Source organism: Schaalia meyeri (genome assembly GCF_900105015.1).
GTDB lineage: Bacteria > Actinomycetota > Actinomycetes > Actinomycetales > Actinomycetaceae > Pauljensenia > Pauljensenia meyeri.
Window position 1 is genome coordinate 86,032 of sequence record NZ_FNLK01000014.1, and the last position, 16,647, is coordinate 102,678.

The 16,647-nt window shown below is 63.3% G+C and carries 15 protein-coding genes; 11 read left to right on the plus strand and 4 right to left on the minus strand.

The window, feature by feature from the left end; all coding sequences use genetic code 11:
• Positions 1–764: 764 nt before the first annotated feature.
• From BLT68_RS07780 to BLT68_RS07810, 7 genes are all read left to right on the plus strand, one after another.
• Positions 765–2,435, plus strand: a complete 1,671-nt coding sequence (locus tag BLT68_RS07780) for an FAD-dependent oxidoreductase (RefSeq protein ID WP_050694478.1) — start codon at positions 765–767, stop codon at positions 2,433–2,435.
• A gap of 8 nt (positions 2,436–2,443) precedes the next feature.
• Positions 2,444–2,749, plus strand: coding sequence for a metal-sensitive transcriptional regulator (locus BLT68_RS07785; RefSeq protein WP_050694479.1), 306 nt, complete (start codon positions 2,444–2,446; stop codon positions 2,747–2,749).
• A 93-nt stretch (positions 2,750–2,842) separates the two neighbouring features.
• Complete coding sequence (locus tag BLT68_RS07790; protein WP_050694480.1) at positions 2,843–3,022, plus strand: hypothetical protein; 180 nt, start codon at positions 2,843–2,845, stop codon at positions 3,020–3,022.
• A gap of 339 nt (positions 3,023–3,361) precedes the next feature.
• Positions 3,362–3,727, plus strand: a complete 366-nt coding sequence (locus BLT68_RS07795) for a hypothetical protein (protein WP_050694481.1) — start codon at positions 3,362–3,364, stop codon at positions 3,725–3,727.
• Between the two features lie 331 nt (positions 3,728–4,058).
• Complete coding sequence (locus BLT68_RS07800; protein WP_050694482.1) at positions 4,059–4,703, plus strand: GyrI-like domain-containing protein; 645 nt, start codon at positions 4,059–4,061, stop codon at positions 4,701–4,703.
• Positions 4,704–4,833: 130 nt separating this feature from the next.
• Complete coding sequence (locus BLT68_RS07805; protein ID WP_050694483.1) at positions 4,834–5,151, plus strand: heavy metal-binding domain-containing protein; 318 nt, start codon at positions 4,834–4,836, stop codon at positions 5,149–5,151.
• Positions 5,152–5,853: 702 nt separating this feature from the next.
• Entirely contained in the window at positions 5,854–6,135 is a 282-nt protein-coding gene (locus BLT68_RS07810; RefSeq protein ID WP_003790058.1) for an HU family DNA-binding protein, read from the plus strand.
• A gap of 168 nt (positions 6,136–6,303) precedes the next feature.
• Here the strand turns inward: BLT68_RS07810 and BLT68_RS07815 are convergent, their stop codons facing one another.
• From BLT68_RS07815 to BLT68_RS07830, 4 genes are all read right to left on the minus strand, one after another.
• The gene (locus BLT68_RS07815) at positions 6,304–8,382 is read right to left on the minus strand and encodes an ABC transporter ATP-binding protein (RefSeq protein ID WP_074633553.1); all 2,079 of its coding nucleotides are present in this window, start codon (positions 8,380–8,382) and stop codon (positions 6,304–6,306) included.
• Positions 8,383–8,391: 9 nt separating this feature from the next.
• Entirely contained in the window at positions 8,392–9,291 is a 900-nt protein-coding gene (locus tag BLT68_RS07820; protein ID WP_050694486.1) for an ABC transporter permease, read from the minus strand.
• Positions 9,288–10,247, minus strand: a complete 960-nt coding sequence (locus BLT68_RS07825; protein ID WP_050694487.1) for an ABC transporter permease — start codon at positions 10,245–10,247, stop codon at positions 9,288–9,290. The genes BLT68_RS07820 and BLT68_RS07825 overlap by 4 nt, the downstream gene beginning before the upstream one ends.
• 77 nt (positions 10,248–10,324) lie before the next feature.
• Positions 10,325–12,124, minus strand: coding sequence for a peptide ABC transporter substrate-binding protein (locus tag BLT68_RS07830; protein ID WP_050694488.1), 1,800 nt, complete (start codon positions 12,122–12,124; stop codon positions 10,325–10,327).
• Positions 12,125–12,374: 250 nt separating this feature from the next.
• Between BLT68_RS07830 and BLT68_RS07835 the strand changes: the two genes are divergently transcribed.
• The 4 genes from BLT68_RS07835 to BLT68_RS07850 are packed head-to-tail and all read left to right on the plus strand — an operon-like array spanning position 12,375 to position 16,616.
• Positions 12,375–13,523, plus strand: a complete 1,149-nt coding sequence (locus BLT68_RS07835; protein ID WP_050694489.1) for an ROK family transcriptional regulator — start codon at positions 12,375–12,377, stop codon at positions 13,521–13,523.
• Positions 13,520–14,977, plus strand: coding sequence for a M81 family metallopeptidase (locus BLT68_RS07840; RefSeq protein WP_074633555.1), 1,458 nt, complete (start codon positions 13,520–13,522; stop codon positions 14,975–14,977). The genes BLT68_RS07835 and BLT68_RS07840 overlap by 4 nt, the downstream gene beginning before the upstream one ends.
• On the plus strand, positions 14,974–15,906 hold the full coding sequence (locus BLT68_RS07845) for an ROK family protein (RefSeq protein WP_050694491.1): 933 nt from the start codon (positions 14,974–14,976) through the stop codon (positions 15,904–15,906). The genes BLT68_RS07840 and BLT68_RS07845 overlap by 4 nt, the downstream gene beginning before the upstream one ends.
• Positions 15,903–16,616: a copper homeostasis protein CutC gene (locus tag BLT68_RS07850; protein WP_074633605.1), complete on the plus strand. Its 714-nt coding sequence runs from the start codon at positions 15,903–15,905 to the stop codon at positions 16,614–16,616. The genes BLT68_RS07845 and BLT68_RS07850 overlap by 4 nt, the downstream gene beginning before the upstream one ends.
• Positions 16,617–16,647 lie beyond the last annotated feature (31 nt).

The window sequence follows — 16,647 nt, forward strand, 5'->3', positions numbered from 1 at the left end:
AGAAAGCAACACAGATCGCGCCATCCCCGCTATCCAACGCCCAATGCTGGAACCCGTTACGCATGAGTCATGCGATCAGGGGAGTGCTATCCCACTCAGCCTCCCCCACATGCTGCCCCAGCATCAGCCAACAACAACACGGTCATTGCGCTGTGTGGCAGCGAACGCATCAAATCCGGGGACGCCTCAACCATAGCCTCGTCCGGCAAACCAGCAGGAGCGATCAACTTGAGGCGAGGTCGTCGTAGTGCCTCCAAGCGCTTCGAGTCGCAAGCAAAGAGCATTCCCGAAGACTCGCAGAGACCATACCCACATTCGCAAGGCCGACCAATACGCGCTCACGCCACCACGCGGAACACTACTCCAACCCTGCGGGGCTCGTGATTGGCGCGGGTGAAACCGCCGCCGCCCCTGCTGCCCGTAAAACCGCGTTTTCAGCTGGTTCTGGTCTCGCTGGGGAGGTCTTGGTTTCATGTCCTCCCCGGTGAGATGGTGCCGGGGTGATGTGGGTTTCAGGTTTGCTCTGCAGTTGGTGGGTGGATACTCGTGGTGTAACCCTTTGTCGCCCCTGCGCCGACACCTCGGAGCGTTGGCCTCACGTGACAACGTGCGGGCGCAGGTCGAGGATTGTTTCGTGATGAGTTGTTGGTGATGTCCGTGACGGGTGGGCGCGGAATTGCTGTTGCCATTATATACCCCCGGGGGTATTATCGGGAGTGTTGCAGCAGACACCACTTCATTCAGAGACAGAAAGTGAGCGACATATGCGAGTAGTAGTCGTCGGAGGCGTCGCGGGCGGCATGAGCGCGGCGGCGCGCCTGCGTCGCCGTGACGAGACTGCGCAGATCATCGTCCTGGAACGGGGCAGCTACGTTTCGTTCGCAAACTGTGGCCTTCCGTACTACGTCAGCGGTGAGATCGCCGATCCCGCCAAGCTGCTCCTGCACACTCCGCAATCCCTGAAGGCAGCCCTCAACCTGGATGTGCGGATCAACTCCGAGGTCACCGGGATCGACTCCGGCGAACACTGCGTCAAGGTCGCCAGCACAGACACCGGCGAAACCTACACGCTCTCCTACGATCATCTGATCCTTTCCCCCGGGGCATTCGCCAACCGTCCCCCGATCGAGGGTCTGGACTCCCCGCGCGTACGTACCCTCCGCACGGTCGATGACGCGCTCGCGCTTCGACAGGCTCCGGGCGCTCGCGCTGTCGTCTTGGGTGCCGGTTTCGTTGGCGTCGAAGCCGCCGAGGCGCTCGCGTGCCGTGGTCTTGAGACGCACCTCGTCGAGTTCGCTGACCACGTCTTACCGCCGCTTGAGGTCGAGATGGCAACGCTGGTAACGGAGGAGCTCCGTAACCTCGGCATTCAGGTCCACGCCGGCGTCGCCGCCCGGACCATTGCGCGCGGCGAGGAATGCGATTCCGTGACACTTTCCGACGGTACCGTGCTGCACGCCGACGTCATCGTCCTATCGACGGGCGTGCGCCCAGATACGGCGTTCGTCGAGGCTGCAGGTATCGAAACCAGCCGCGGCTATATCCTCATCGATCGCCAGGGGCACACCAGCGCTGACAACATCTACGCCATCGGAGACGGAACTATCGGCCCAGATGAGGAACGCCCAGTCACGCTGGCGGGCCCAGCGAACCGTGGCGGCCGCCTAATCGCAGACGCGATAGCCGACCGAGAACACGGCACCGATACTGCCCGTCGCATTCCGAAGCCGCAGGGCACGGCGATTGTTCGGGTCGGCACGCGGACTGCTGCCATGACCGGTGCTAACCGCGCGACCCTGGATGCGGCGGGCATCGAATACTTCACGGTGCACACGCACGCGAACCAGCACGCGGGCTATTTCCCGGGCGCGCAGCCGGTACACATTCTCATGCACGTGGGCGTCGATGGCGAGATTCTTGGCGCGCAAGCTGTGGGCGTTGACGGCGTGGACCGGCGTATTGACGTCATCGCGACCGCGATGCGAGCTCGCCTGAAAGCCGCGGACCTGATTGATCTGGATCTGGCGTACTCACCACCATACGGCCAAGCCAAAGACCCGGTGAACCAGACCGGTATGGTTGCCCACAACGTGTTGACCGGGGAGCTGGCACTGACCAGCCCGAGCGAGCTAACCGAGGATACGCCGGTACTGGACGTACGCTCGGCAGCCGAATATGCGGCCGGCCACATGAGAAAATCGTTGAACATTCCACATACTGAGCTGCGCGACCGCCTCGACGAGGTGCGAGCCTGGGTCGACGAAGAAGTTGGTGACCGGCCATTCGTCGTCATGTGCGCTGCCGGCGTGCGTTCATGGATTGGCTACCGCATTGTGCGTGCGGCAGGCTTCAACGTAACCATGCTGTCGGGGGGCATCCAGTCGCTGCGAGCATGGCTCGGTGACCGTTCGGGCGCCGTGCTGGTCAAGGGGTAGGACAGCGCATGGCAACGCACGCACAGATCGTGAATCGTCTCAAACGTGCTCGCGGGCAACTCGATGGCCTCATCGCACAACTAGAGAGCGGGGATGCGAACTGCCGGGATGTGCTGACTCAGTTCGCAGCAGTTAATTCCGCGGTGCGCCGTGCCAGCTACCTCGCGGTCGCGACGGTCATGTCGCAGTGCGCACTCGAGATCGCCGACTCAGAAGACGAAGGCGCCCGCGCGGCTGCGAAGCCGGAGCCGATTGTGAAAACGGACAAGATAACGATCAAAGAACTCGAGCAACTGTTCCTCAGCCTGGCCTGAGGCCAACACGAATCCGCTTCGAAAACAGATTCTTCCAACAACACGCAACGAATCCACAGCGGATCCGAGGCGCAACATCATAAGGAGAAAACAATGTGTCGACCAACTGTCTGCGAGGTGTGTGGCAAGACCACGTGGAAAGGATGCGGTCAGCATATCGACAAGGTGAAGGCGACAGTTCCCGCAGACCAGTGGTGCAACGGACAACACACCGACGAGGAACGCTCCGCTGTCCGCGGGAAACGCGGCCTGTTCGGATGCTTCTTCCGCTGAGCGGCCGACCCGCCTCCGCGCGGTGGGTGACCTGAAACCCAGTGGGAAGCAGGTGCTTGACGCAGTCGTAGACGAGTGGGACATCCCTGTGGCTGCGGGCCATGGGATATCCGGGGTGAATCTCATCAAGTTCGCACCTGACGGGTCCGACACCGCCGTCAGGCGGTGTCGGACAGAGTCGCGGCGATCGCCTTAGCTAGGCCGGTGCGCGTGTCAGTGACACTCACGAGATCATTGCGCTACGCCGCGAGGCGGGAACCCACTCATCGCTCTTGTTGGGTGGGGGTGCCACAGTGCCAGGCCCTATTCTTCTCTGCAAGACGGACGTATCATTGAGTCATGAGGTGGGCGACAAGATCAACGTGGGCTCGCATCGGCGTGCTGTTCAGCATCTACCTGCTGATTCCGGCACTCTGGTCTGGCTTCTCGAGCGGCTCGGAAGTAACTGAGGTCGTGAAAGGCCTCGCGTTCCTGATCCTGCTCGTCATCTTGCCGCTGGTTGCTATTGGAATAGGTGCCTGGGATGGCGTGAAGGAAGGCTTCAGCCTCCTGTGGGTGCTTGCGCCATTCCTGTGTTTTCTGGCGCCGATGTTTCTGTTCTTCAACGAAAGCGCCCTCATCTATGGGGCGGCCTACAGCGTCCTCGGTGTCGCAGCTCATGCCCTCGGCGCGTTTGTCTATTCGCGTCGCCGTGGGCGGGTGTGATGGTCGTAGGTCGCTGCGGATAGGAAACGGCCTCGTGGATAGGTTATGGGCATCTGGATAGCTTATTTTCCTATCCACGTGGCTATAACCTATCCGCAAGAAGACAACCTATCCGCGAGTAGCGCTCGTGGGTGTCGTTGACCGCGTTCTCGTACCCAGCTCGGCGAGGGGGTGGGGCGCGTGCGCTTCCTCGATAGCCGCCACGGGTGGTCGCGGCTCCATCTGGCTGTGGCGGGGACTTGACGCAGCTCATGGCCTCGCCTGTCAAACCGTTGCTCCCCAATATGTTCCCGGAGAAATGGGTAGCATTGATGCGAACGGAGGTACCGACATGGCCTTTGATTTCAAAAAGGAATATAAGGAACTCTATGCGCCCAAGAAGGGGCCGAGCATCGTCGAGGTGCCGCGCATGACGTACGTGGCTGTGCGCGGCAGCGGCGACCCCAACGAGCAGGGTGGGGCCTACCAGCGGGCGATCGCCACCCTGTACGGGGTCTCCTACGCGATCAAGATGAGCAAGAAAGGGGCGCGCGAGATCGACGGCTACTTCGACTTTGTCGTGCCGCCGCTCGAAGGGTTTTGGTGGCAGGACAATGTCAGGGGAGTCGACTACGCCCACAAGGAGACCTTCAACTGGATCTCGGTCATCCGCCTCCCCGACTTCGTGACCCGCGAGGACTTCTGCTGGGCCGTAGAGGAAGCGACCAAGAAAAAGAAGATGGACTTTTCCGCAGCCGAGTATCTGACGATCGACGAGGGGCTGTGCGTGCAATGCATGCACGTCGGAAGCTACGACGATGAACCCGCCACTGTCGAGGCCATGCACGCCTACGTGGAAGAGAACGGATACGCGCTCGACCTGACGGATGATCGCCTGCATCATGAAATCTACCTGGGGGATGCTCGCAAGGTTGCCCCCGAGAAACTCAGGACGGTCATTCGTCACCCGGTGAAGCGGGTGAATGCCACCCTCTGAGGGCGGTTGGGCGGTCGCCCCTCTCGCGGGTGAGTCTTTCCGGGCCTTATCGGCGGCGGTGAACCTGCTGGCTTGGAAACCATTTCCCGGGTACTGTTGGCCTGTTGACCCCTACATGAAGGAGCAGAAGATGCTAGTTGTCACGACCCCAACTGTCGAAGGCATGCCGATTAAGCAGTACATCGGGATGGTGTCGGGCGAGACTTTCGCCGGCGTCAACATGTTCAAGGACTTTGGTGCTGGCCTGTCCAACATGTTCGGCGGGCGTGCCTCCCAGTACGAGGAGGAAATCGGAAACGCGTCCGCGACCGCCGTCAACGAGATGTGCACCCGCGCCCAAGCCATGGGAGCGAACGCCGTCGTCGGGGTGAAGGTCGACTACTTCACGGCCGGAACCAACAACGGCATGCTCGCCGCAATCGCGACCGGTACGGCGGTCATTCTCTGATTGGCCGTTGTTGGCGATAGCCCGAAACTTCGCGGTGGATTGGTTAGTTGTGTGGGTGGGCCCGCGTCCCTGGAGTTTTCTGGGGGCGCGGGTTTTTGTGTGTGGGTGATGGTGGGTGGGGTTTGGTTTGGTTGATCCTGTGGGTGTGGGTGTGGGTGTGGGTGTGGGTGTGGGTGTGTGGTGTGTTGGTTAAAGTCTCAGTGTTTTTTCAGGCTGTATTGTCGTTGTGGCAAGGTTGGTTTTTTATGGTTGGTGTTGTCACAAGGGAATACGGCACGGGCCGCTGGGGTCCGGGGTATGCCGACGAGATATTTTTGAGGAGCCTTCTGGGAGTACTTGCACTGTGTTGATGGGATATGCTGTGGGGCCGACCGAGAGGTCGGCCCCACAGCATATCTGCGCTTTGTTCCAGTCGTGGAAGGAAGGATCGTTGGAGATGGGAAGCGCGCCTCTGCGCTGCACCGCTCGAAGCAGACGAATGCGCCGGTCGCGGCCTGTTTCACGGTCGCGATGAGCTGAACGATTGGGAAGTTTGGGTGACGTGTGGCACATAATGTGGGATTTTGAGATCAAAATGGGTGGCATTTTCGTGAAATCCGCGAAATTTGGCACTAAAGTCGGCGAAATGGCCGGAGATTTCGTAGTGTGTGTTTCGAGGCCACGACAGTGGTAACCAAGAACGAACAGGAATGAGGTTTCTCAATGTCCGTGAACCGTACCGAGCTTGTCGCTCAGATTGCCGAACGCGCCGACCTGACCAAGGCGAAGGCCGACGAGGCCCTGGCTGCCTTCCAGGCCGTCCTCGTTGAGTCCCTGGCTAAGGGCGAGGCCGTCAAGGTGACCGGCCTGCTCTCGGTCGAGCGTGTCGAGCGCGCTGCTCGCACCGGCCGCAACCCCCGCACCGGCGAAGAGATCAAGATTCCCGCCGGCTATGGCGTTAAGCTTTCCGCTGGCTCCACGCTGAAGAAGGCCGTCTCCAAGTGAGACGCTGACCCAGGCGAATCGCTGTGGGGCACGACCACGTGGTCGTGCCCCACTCGCTTTGTCACCTTGTCTGTCCGTCCCGACACGGAGCCCGCACGGTGGCGTCCCCCCGGCCCGAAAACTTCGGGCCGGGGGGACGCGATTTGGAGTTCGCCATGAACGACTGTGTTATACACCCACCTCTTCTCTCTTGCGGAGTTGCAGCAGCGGATGGTGGCAGGCCACACGGTGAGTCTCGTCCGACAGGGTGGGCTGAACCTTGCATTCTTCCCCGGCGAAGGGACAACGCGGGCGGAAGCGACATCCCTCGGGTGGGTTGATGGCGCTGGGGGGCTCCCCGGTGAGCTTGATGGCACTCTCGTCGTGGACGAATTCGGGATCTGGCACGGGGATGGAGTCGATGAGCGCCTTCGTGTACGGGTGCTTCGGTTTCTCGACGACCTCCTTCGCGGGTCCTTCCTCGACGATGCGCCCCAGGTACATGACGCCGATCCGGTCGGCCATGTATTGGACGACGGCCAGGTCGTGACTGATGAACAGATAGGACAGGCCCAGTTCCTCCTGCAGATCCTTCATCAGGTTGAGAACCTGCGCTTGGACGGAAACGTCCAGGGCCGAGACGGGCTCGTCCGCGACGATGAGATCGGGCGCCAGGGTAAGCGAGCGAGCGAAGCCGATGCGCTGGAGTTGTCCGCCCGAGAATTCGTGCGGGTAGCGGTCCAGGATCTCTTCGGTGAGGCCCACCTGCTCGAGGATTTCCATGATGCGCTCGGCGATCTGCCTCGCGTTGCCGGTCTTTTGGATGCTCATTGGTTCGGCCAGGATCTGGTCGATGCGCATGCGCGGATCCATGGCGGCGTAGGAGTCCTGGAACATCATCTGGACATCCTGGTGAATCTTGACGGCGTCGCGGCCCTTGAGCGTGGCCAGGTCGCGCCCGTCCAGCTCGATCGCGCCCCCCGACGGCGGTTCCAGGCCGGCGATGAGGCGCCCCACGGTGGACTTCCCGCAGCCGGACTCGCCAACCAGGCCGTAGGTCTCTCCCTTCTTGACCGCAATCGAGACGCGGTCGACAGCGGAGACGACGCCCTTGTTGCGCTTGAAGAAGCCCGATCCGGCCGACTCGTACTCGCGGGAAGCCTCTTTCACGTTCAACAGGGTGTCGTGCGAGATGGGCGCTGACGACGAGGCCGTCGCCTCACGCGCGTCCGCCCCGCCCTCGTTCGAACTGCGGTCGGTGGCGAGCTTAGCCTGAAGGACCGCGGGGGACTCGTCGTCTTCTCGGACGGGGTGGAAACACGCGTAGGTGTGGCACTCGTCGCCGCCCAGAGCCGGGTAGCCCGCGCGACACTGATCGTTTGCCCACAGGCAGCGCGCGGCGAAGCGACAGCCGGTAGGCAGGTTTGTCAGCGATGGGGGCGCGCCGGGGATCGAGAAGAGCTTCGTTCCTGCGGCGAGTGCCCGCTCGGGCAGGGCCGCCATGAGGGAACTCGTGTAGCGGTGCCGCGGCTCGGTGAAGAGTGTTTTCGTGGGGGCTGTCTCGACGATGCGCCCCGCGTACATGACGGAAACACGGTCGGTGTGACCGGCGACGACACCCAGGTCGTGGGTGATGAGGATGACCCCCATCTTGTACTCGTCGCGCAGCTCGTCAATGAGGTCGAGGATCTGCATCTGCGTCGTCACGTCGAGGGCCGTGGTCGGCTCATCAGCGATGAGGATGCGAGGCTGGCACACGAGCGCCATGGCGATCATGACGCGCTGGCGCATGCCGCCCGAGAGCTGGTGCGGGTAGTTGTTGATGACGACCTCGGGGCGGGGCATGCCGACCCGCTTGAGGATCTCGACGGAGCGTTCGAGTGCCTCTTTCTTGGCCATCTTTTCGTGCACGCGCAGCGGCTCACACACCTGAAGCCCAATCTTCATGGTCGGGTTCAGGCTCGTGAGTGGGTCCTGGAAGATCATGCCGACCTTCGTGCCGCGCAGCTTGCGAACATCCTTGAGGGGAAGCGCGGTGAGGTCCTGTTCGTCCAGGATGATGGAACCGGAGGAAACCTTGCCGCCCTGGGGCAGCAGCCCCATGAGGGACAGCGCGGTCATGGTCTTGCCGGATCCTGACTCGCCGACGATCCCGAGTGTTTCTCCGGCGTTCACGTGCAGGTCGACGCCGGACAGAGCCCGCACCACGCCGGAACGGATCTCGATGTCGGTGTGGAGGTCCTTGATTTGAAGGAGTGGAGTATTCATGGTTCTAGCTCACCTCTTGCGCAGTCGAACTTCGAAGGCGTCACGCAGGCCGTCGCCGATGAAGTTGAACGACAAGACCAGAAGGATGATGAGGACGCCTGGCGGGTAGAGCAGCCACCAGTTGCCCGAATACACGTGTGACTGGCTGTTGGAGAGCATTGCTCCCCAGTCGGTGGCGGGGGGCTGTGCGCCCAGGCCGAGGAACGACAGGTAAGCGACGTAGAGAACGGCGTCGGCGACCTGGAAAGTCGCGTTGACGATGACGGTTCCGATCGTGTTACGCACGATGTGCGTGCGGATGGCGCGCGGCATCGACCCTCCCATGCCGCGCATTGCGATGACGTATTCACGCGTGCGCAGGGACAGCGCTTCGCCTCGGATCAGGCGGGACGTGCCCAGCCAGGACAGGGCCGACATGATGATGATGAGGACGGGAACCGTCGGGGGAATCATCGTGGCGATCAGCATGAAGAGGAAGAGGACAGGCACGGACATGAGCGCGTCGACGATGCGCATCATGATCGCGTCGACCCACCCTCCGACGAAGCCCGCGATGGCACCGTACAGGGTGCCGATAGTGGTCGCGAAGATGCCGGCGAACAGACCGACAATGATCGAGGTCTGGCCGCCCTTCATGAGGCGTCCCAGCTGGTCGTAGCCGACCATATCGGTGCCGAGTGGGTGTTCGGAGGAGGGGGCCAACGCTGAGTTCGCCAGATCGGTGTGAATCTGGTCGGTCACATAGAACATGGGGCCGATGAACGAGAAAGCCATCAAAATGAGGATCAGGCCCACGCCGAAGACGGCGAGCCGGTTTTCCATGAATACCTGCAGGCCCTGCAGCTTGGTGGACTTGCGGGCGGTGCGCGCCTGTGCGGGCACGGCGGGGGTCGCGGCTAATGTGGTCATTTGGATCGTCCTGCCAGTCGGATTCGCGGATCGGCGACGGCGTAGAGCAGGTCGGCCAGGAGTGCGCCGACGACGGTCGCGAAGGAGATGATGAGGGCGACGCCCAGAAGGATCGGGTAGTCGCGCCTGCCGGTTGCCTGGAAGTACAGGTAGCCCATGCCGTTGAAGTTAAAGAGCGTTTCGATGACGAGGGCTCCAGAGAACATGGCGGGTATGTACAGGCCGATCATGGTGATCACGGGGAACATGGCGTTGCGCAGCGTGTGGACGAAAACCACGCGGAACTCCGACAGACCCTTCGCACGGGCGGTGCGCACGTACTGTTCGTTGAGGTTATCCACCATCGAGGAACGCACGTAGCGTGCGTAGGCGGCGATCGTGGCGATCGAGAGGGCACATACGGGCAGGATCAGGTGGTCCCACTGCTCCCACATGACGGAGAGGTCTTCGCCCTGCGGGGCGTCGTTGGGCAGGATTGGCCACACCTGAGAGAACAGGACGATCAGGAGCAGGCCCGCGAAGAAGATGGGCGTTGAATAGGCCAGGAGACACGCAATTGTTACGACGTAGTCGGGTGCTTTGTTTCTCTTGACTGCCTGCCACACGCCCAGGGGGATGGCGATGATGAGAGCCAGGATGGTGGACAGCAGTGAGAGGAAGATGGTGCGCGGCAGGCGTGCGGCCAGCAGGTCATTGACGGACTGGTTGTGCTGGTAGGAGTATCCGAAGTCGCCGTGCGCAATTTTGTTGAGATAGTTGACGTACTGCTCGGGTATGGGCCGGTCGTAGCCGTTTTCGTGATCGAAAGCCGCGAGCTGTTCTTTCGTCGCGTCCTTGCCCAGCGCGGCTCGGGCTGCACCGCCCGGCTGAGACTGGAGCAGGATGAAGGTGATGATAGTGACCAGGAAAACAACGATGACTGCCTGGCCGAGGCGTTTGAGGATGAATTGAATCATTGCGAACTCCACAGTTAGGGGGCAGGCGCCCGCATGTGCGGGTGCGGGCGCCTGCCCCGTGAGGCGCTAGAGCAGGGTTACTTGCCTTCGCCGGTCTGCCACGACCAGTCTTCGGGCCAGGTGCCGCCGGTCGCGTCAACGTCGCCCACGTCGAGCGCCTTCTTCACTGCGGTGATCTGGTAGTACGGGTTTGGCATCCACAAAACGGGGAGATCCTCTGCGAGGTAGTCGTTGTACGACTTCAGCGCGTCGGGTGCGGAGGAGCGGGTGGACTCTTCGATGAGCTTGTCGGCCTCGGGGTTGGAGTACTGGCCGAGGTTGACGGGGGCGTCACTGGCGAAGAGTCGCTCGCCGGAGGCATAGATCGGGAAGCCCCACGAGGTCTGGGATCCGAAGAAGGACAGGTCCCACGTGCAGGGAGTTTCGTCGTCGCATGCCTGGGAGGCGCCCACGGAGTCGGGGACCTCGTTCATGTCGATCTTGATGCCGACCTTGCCGAACTGGGAGATGATCTCCTCGAACATCTGGTGCGTAGAGACGAAGCCCGACTGGGAGATGAGCTTGAAGGTCAGTCCGTCGCCGGCCTCAATGCCCTCACCGCACTGGTCGGGCCCGGTGCCCGGGTTCTGGCAGGTGGAGGTGCCGTCGGGAACGATCTTCCAACCGTGGTCCTCGAGGAGCTTCTTGGCGGCGTCCGGGTTGAAAGGGTAGACGCAGCCGTCAAGGGTGCCGACCTTCTCGGGTTCCATGGGGACGGGACCACACGTGGGGGAGGCTGTGCCGGACCAGATCTTCTCGGAGAGGGTCTTTTGATCGATCAGCTGCTGCATCGCCTGGCGGATGTACTTCTGGTTGGTGAACTTGGCTCCGGGTGCCTTGGGGTAGAAGTTCATGGCCAGGTAGGTGATGGAGTTACCGGGCCAGAGGAAGACGTTGTAGCCCTTACCCTCGACCATCTTGCGCTGGTTGTACTGGGCGGCGGGGATGTATCCGAAGTCGATGCTGCCCGAGCGAACAGAGTTAAACTCCGCGTCGTCACCGGTGAATGCCTTGTAGATCAACTTGTCGATCTTGGGTTTGTCCTCGCCCCAGTAGTTTTCGTTGGGGACCAACTCCAGGCCCTGGTCGGGCGTGAAGGAAGAGACCTTCCAGGGGCCGTTCACGGTCTGCCACAGGGGGTTGGTGGCGTAGGTCGAGAGGTTTTTGGCCTCGCTCTGCAGATAGGAGAAGACCTTCTGTGCGCCCTCAGGGGTGCGATCCAGGTCGGAGACCTCCTCGTCGGCGCTGGACTTGTCCCAGGCGTGCTGGGGCAGGAGCGCGACCTTGTTGATCTGGTTGTCGATGAACCAGGCGGGGGCAAACTTGTCGTCGGTCGTGATGGAGAAGGTGCGCGCGTCCTTGATGTTCAGTGATGCGCCGTCGGGGAAGAATCCCTTCTTGTAAGAGGCCCACTCGTCCTTGTTGTTGGTAACGAGGTTCCACCAGAACTCCACGTCGCGGGTGGAGACGGGCGTGCCGTCGCTCCACTTGGCGTCTTCGCGCAGGGTGATGGTGAAGGTCTTGCCGTCCTCGGACACCTCGGGCACGGTGCCCAGGGACTTGGGGAGGTGGATCTTGTAGGGGGTTTCGGATGTGGACTTGTAGGCGAAGAGGGGGCGGTACATCGCTTGGATGAAGTTACCGTTCTCGCCCTGGGTGTAGCCCTTTGCTGAGATCGGGAAGATCCAGTTCGGGATGCGCGAGGCCATGGTGACCTCGTTCTTTCCGGTCTCTGAGGTGGCGGCACGGTTGTTGCCGCCGCAGGCGGACAGGCCCAGAGTGGCGGCCATTGCGAGAGCCGCTCCAGTGGCGATCCACCGCATTTTTCTGAGGTTCATGACTGCTCCAAATCAACGTTGATCGGGGACTCTGACGGGATCGGATCCTGCCAGACGGCATATATCATATGACAGTTTGATGTCCAATGTTGCCGGAATGGTAAAAATCGTGAATGTTACGAAAAAATAACAATGATTTTTGGTGAAAGAAGTGCCATACTTTCTTCGGTGATGCATAATTGGTGCTGTTCTCAACGGCGAGCGCCGTGTTACGTTGCGGTTACCACATGCCTACTCAACAGGAGGTGTCATGGCCACGCATGACGTTGACGAGACTGTCCTGACCCTGATCGGGTCCGGGCAGGCTGACACGCGCCCCGCAATCGTCAAGCAGACTGGCCTCGCACCGTCAACAGTTTCGGCCGCAGTGTCTCGCCTCGTCGAGGCGGGGGTGATCACGGAAGCGGACCAGTCCGTATCGACGGGCGGCAGGCGGGCGCGCCGCCTCGTCACCTCCGATGGGATCGGCGCCCTCGCGCTGGTCGAGCTGGGAGCCCATCACGGATTGGTAGCCCTGACGGATCCGACGCGCGGGATAGGGGAGGCGACCAGCCTCCTTATCGATATCGCGAGTGGCCCCAAAGCTGTGCTGAGCGTCGTCATGAGGGAAATCGCGCGCCAGGAGAAAGCCGCCGGCGTGCGGGTCGGTGGCCTCGTCCTGGCGGTGCCGGGCCCCGTTGACGAGGAGGGTTCCCGCGTTATCCGCCCGTCCCGAATGCCCGGGTGGGATGGGATTAACGTTGCCGAGGCCGTGACCCGGCAATGCGGGCTGGCCGCCCTCATCGAGAACGACGCGCGCGCCGGCGCCATCGGCGAATCCATCTATCGGCGTCGCCTGCAAGGTGTTGCCCCCATTGACACCCTCATCTACATCAAGGCGGGGTCCGCCATCGGCGGCGCCTACCTGGTTGATGGAGTCCCCCTCGTCGGGCAGGGCGGCCTCGCGGGCGACGTCTCCCACATCCCCGTCGACGCGGCAGCGGGACGCCCCTGCAAGTGCGGTAACGTCGGCTGCCTGGAAACCGTCGCTTCCGCCGACTCTATCCGCGCGGACCTGGCCGCTGTCGGCCTCGTCTACGAAAACAACGCCCAGCTGCTGGCGGCCGCGCGTGACGGCATCCCCGAGGTTGCAACGGCCATCCGCCAGGCCGGCACCCTCCTGGGTCACAGCCTGGCCCATCTCGTGTCCTTCCTGGCACCCCAGGGCGTCATCGTCGGGGGAGCGCTCTCCGCCGTCGACGCCTTCAGTGCGGGCGTGCGCGCCGCGCTTCACCAATCCTGCCTACCCCCGATCATGGAACACCTCGTGATCGAGTCATCCCGCTCAGGGCGCGAAGCCGCGCTCTGGGGACTGTCGACACTCACCCCCCAGAAGATCTCAAAGGAGAATCGCTCATGACCAAGCCCCGCATTGCGGTCGCTGGAATCCACATTGAATCCTCGACCTTCACACCCTATATCTCGACCGCTAACGACTTCATCGTCACGCGCGGCGCTCAGCTCATGGAGCGCTTTTACTGGCGGGACGAGGACTGGGCTCGCCAGATCGAGTGGATCCCCGTCCTGCACGCCCGCGCCCTGCCCGGCGGGGTCGTTGAGCGCGGCGCATACGAGTCCTGGAAGGCTGAGATCCTTCAGGGACTGGCGGCGGCGGGCCCCCTCGACGGGTTCTTCTTCGACATTCACGGCGCCATGAGCGTTCAGGGCATGGACGATGCCGAAGGCGATCTCATCAGCGCCATTCGCGGCGTCATCGGCCCCGACCCCATGGTGAGCGCCTCCATGGACCTGCACGGCAATGTCTCCCAGGATCTCTTCGACGGCTGCGACCTGCTCACCTGCTACCGCCTGGCCCCCCACGAGGACGAGCTGGAATCGCGCCGCCGAGCCGCCTACAACCTGGGCAAGCGCCTGCTGGAGGGGGCCCCCAAGCCCGTCAAGGCCCTCGTGCACGTGCCCGTCCTGCTGCCCGGGGAGAAGACCTCCACCCGCATCGAGCCCGCCAAGTCTCTGTACAAGATGATCGACCCTATCGAAGCAATGGACGGCATCGTCGACGCCGCCATCTGGATCGGCTTCGCCTGGGCGGACCAGCCTCGCTGCAAGGGGGCGGTCGTCGTCACCGGCGACGACGCCGTCCTCGTGAAAGAACAAGCAGAGCGCATCGGCGGCTACTTCTGGGACGTGCGCGAGCGCTTCGAGTTCGTCGCCCCGGTCGCCACCATGGAGGAGTGCCTGGCGGCCGCCGAGGCCGGGCCCAAGCCCTTCTTCATCTCCGACTCCGGCGATAATCCGGGCGCGGGGGGAGCCGACGACGTGACCGTCGCGCTCGCGGCCCTCCTGGCGTGGAAGCCCGTGCGGGAGGAGACCCTGGACGTGGTCTACGCCTCGATCATCGACCCCGACGCGGCAGCGACCGCCTGGCGGGCCGGAGTCGGGGCGCAGATCGAGACCCAGGTGGGAGGCCACATCGACACCCGCGACCCCGGCCCCATCCGCGTCCACGCCACCGTCGAGGCGCTCGCCGACGACCCCATAGGCGGGCGAACGGCCCTGCTGCGCACCGGCGGCCTGCGCCTCATCGTCACGACGAACCGCAACCAGTACACGATGTTCAGCCAGTTCGAGCTGCTGGGCGTTGACATCGCCGCGGCGGACGTCGTGGTCGTCAAGATCGGCTACCTGGAGCCCGACCTGTACAACACGCAGAAGGGCTGGCTCATGGCCCTGACCCCCGGCGGCGTCGACCAGGATCTGATTCGGCTGGGGCATGACCAGATCGACCGCCCGATGTATCCCTTCGACCCGGACATGGCCGACCCCGAACTGCGAGCGCAGGTCGTGGTGCCATGAGCGCCATCAAGGACTCGCCCGGCCCGGTGTTTGCCGGCATCGACATCGGAGGCACGTCCATCAAGTGGATGATCGTGGACGAGGCCGGCTCCATCCTCACCGACGGGAACGAACCCACGAATCGGCAATCCGTTGCCGCCCAGGTCGGTGCCATCGGCCAGCGTCTGGCCCACAGCCACCCGGGACTGGTCGGGTGCGGCCTGATTTGCCCCGGCCTCGTGGACGAGGGGAGCGGAACCATCGTGTACGCCGCAAACCTCGAGCTTCAGGGAGTCCAGCTGGCGCGCGCGGTTGAGGAAGCCACGGGCGTGCCCGCCGCCCTCATGCACGATGGGCGTGCCGCCGGCCTGGCCGAGGGCCTTCTCGGAGCCGGCCGCGGTGCCTCCTCCTTCCTCATGATGCCGATCGGCACGGGCATATCCGTGGCGCTTATGCTCGGCGATAACCTGTGGAGTGGGGCGACCTTCAGCGCCGGCGAGGTCGGGCACGCTCCCGTGTTCCCCGGCGGGGAATCCTGCCGTTGCGGATCCCGCGGCTGCCTGGAGGTCTACGCATCGGCCAAGGGGATCGCGCGTCGCTACGCGCAGGCGACCGGCAACGATATCGGCGCGAAGGCCGTAGAAGACGGGATCGGTTCCGATCCGGTGGCGACTGAGGTATGGGGGACCGCCGTGCGCGCGCTGGCGCTCTCCCTCACGCACATGACGCTGACCGTTGACGTTGAACGCATCATCATCGGCGGCGGACTGTCTCACGCAGGCGAGCACCTGCTGGCGCCCCTACGTCGAGAATTCGCGTCGATGCTGACCTTCCGCGATGCCCCCCAGATCGTCCGTGCCTCCCTGGGGGGATCCGGTGGGCGCTGGGGTGCGGCGATCCTGGCCGCCCAGGTGGGTGGGTCGACCTGCTACGAGGGGTGGCAGCCGTGACGGTCGTGGAGATATGCGTTGAGGATGCCACGGGCACGCACCGGGCCCGCGATGGAGGGGCCGACCGCATCGAGATCTGCCAGGACCTGTCCTGCGGGGGGCTGACCCCCGCGTTCGATGAGGTTGCCGCCGCCCTAGAGGTGGCTCCCACCGGTGGCGTTCAGGTGCTGGTTCGCCCGCGTCCCGGCGACTTCGTGCACACGCGCCAGGAGGTGGACAAGGTCGCCTCCGACATCGCCCGGCTCGCCGAGGCGGGCAGGGGAGCCTCGGTTCCCCTGGGTTTCGTCATCGGAGTCCTGGCCCCCGGAGGGGTGGTCAACGAGGACGCCTCGATGCGCCTGCGCGACGCCGCCGGAGACGCCCCGCTGACCTTCCACCGCGCCTTCGATCAGGTCGAGGATCAGGATCGCGGCCTCGACGTCCTGATGGAGTTAGGGTATGACCGCGTCCTGACGACGGGCGGAGATCCTGCCATCGCCCGGCCCCGGTCCCTGGCGCGCCTGGTGGCCCGGGGCGGAGACGACATCATCATCCTGGCGTCGGGTGGGCTTCGAGCCCACAATGTCGCCGAAGTCGTGGCCGCCTCAGGTGCGCGTGAGGTCCACATGCGAGCGCCCGGAGACTGCGGCACCGATCAGGGTGAGGTCGAGCGCATTATCGCTGCGCTGCACCGACGGAGCGGCGGAGAGCAAGAGAAAACGCTGCGCTGATTCGTCTGACAAATCAGCGCCTATGGTGTAA

Coding starts and splice junctions, on each gene's coding strand:
- BLT68_RS07835 (WP_050694489.1), top strand. CDS start 12,375: ATGGCCACGCATGACGTTGACGAGACTGTCCTGACCCTGATCGGGTCC.
- BLT68_RS07780 (WP_050694478.1), top strand. CDS start 765: ATGCGAGTAGTAGTCGTCGGAGGCGTCGCGGGCGGCATGAGCGCGGCG.
- BLT68_RS07800 (WP_050694482.1), top strand. CDS start 4,059: ATGGCCTTTGATTTCAAAAAGGAATATAAGGAACTCTATGCGCCCAAG.
- BLT68_RS07830 (WP_050694488.1), bottom strand. CDS start 12,124: ATGAACCTCAGAAAAATGCGGTGGATCGCCACTGGAGCGGCTCTCGCA.
- BLT68_RS07785 (WP_050694479.1), top strand. CDS start 2,444: ATGGCAACGCACGCACAGATCGTGAATCGTCTCAAACGTGCTCGCGGG.
- BLT68_RS07790 (WP_050694480.1), top strand. CDS start 2,843: ATGTGTCGACCAACTGTCTGCGAGGTGTGTGGCAAGACCACGTGGAAA.
- BLT68_RS07820 (WP_050694486.1), bottom strand. CDS start 9,291: ATGACCACATTAGCCGCGACCCCCGCCGTGCCCGCACAGGCGCGCACC.
- BLT68_RS07795 (WP_050694481.1), top strand. CDS start 3,362: ATGAGGTGGGCGACAAGATCAACGTGGGCTCGCATCGGCGTGCTGTTC.
- BLT68_RS07825 (WP_050694487.1), bottom strand. CDS start 10,247: ATGATTCAATTCATCCTCAAACGCCTCGGCCAGGCAGTCATCGTTGTT.
- BLT68_RS07840 (WP_074633555.1), top strand. CDS start 13,520: ATGACCAAGCCCCGCATTGCGGTCGCTGGAATCCACATTGAATCCTCG.
- BLT68_RS07805 (WP_050694483.1), top strand. CDS start 4,834: ATGCTAGTTGTCACGACCCCAACTGTCGAAGGCATGCCGATTAAGCAG.
- BLT68_RS07815 (WP_074633553.1), bottom strand. CDS start 8,382: ATGAATACTCCACTCCTTCAAATCAAGGACCTCCACACCGACATCGAG.
- BLT68_RS07810 (WP_003790058.1), top strand. CDS start 5,854: ATGTCCGTGAACCGTACCGAGCTTGTCGCTCAGATTGCCGAACGCGCC.
- BLT68_RS07845 (WP_050694491.1), top strand. CDS start 14,974: ATGAGCGCCATCAAGGACTCGCCCGGCCCGGTGTTTGCCGGCATCGAC.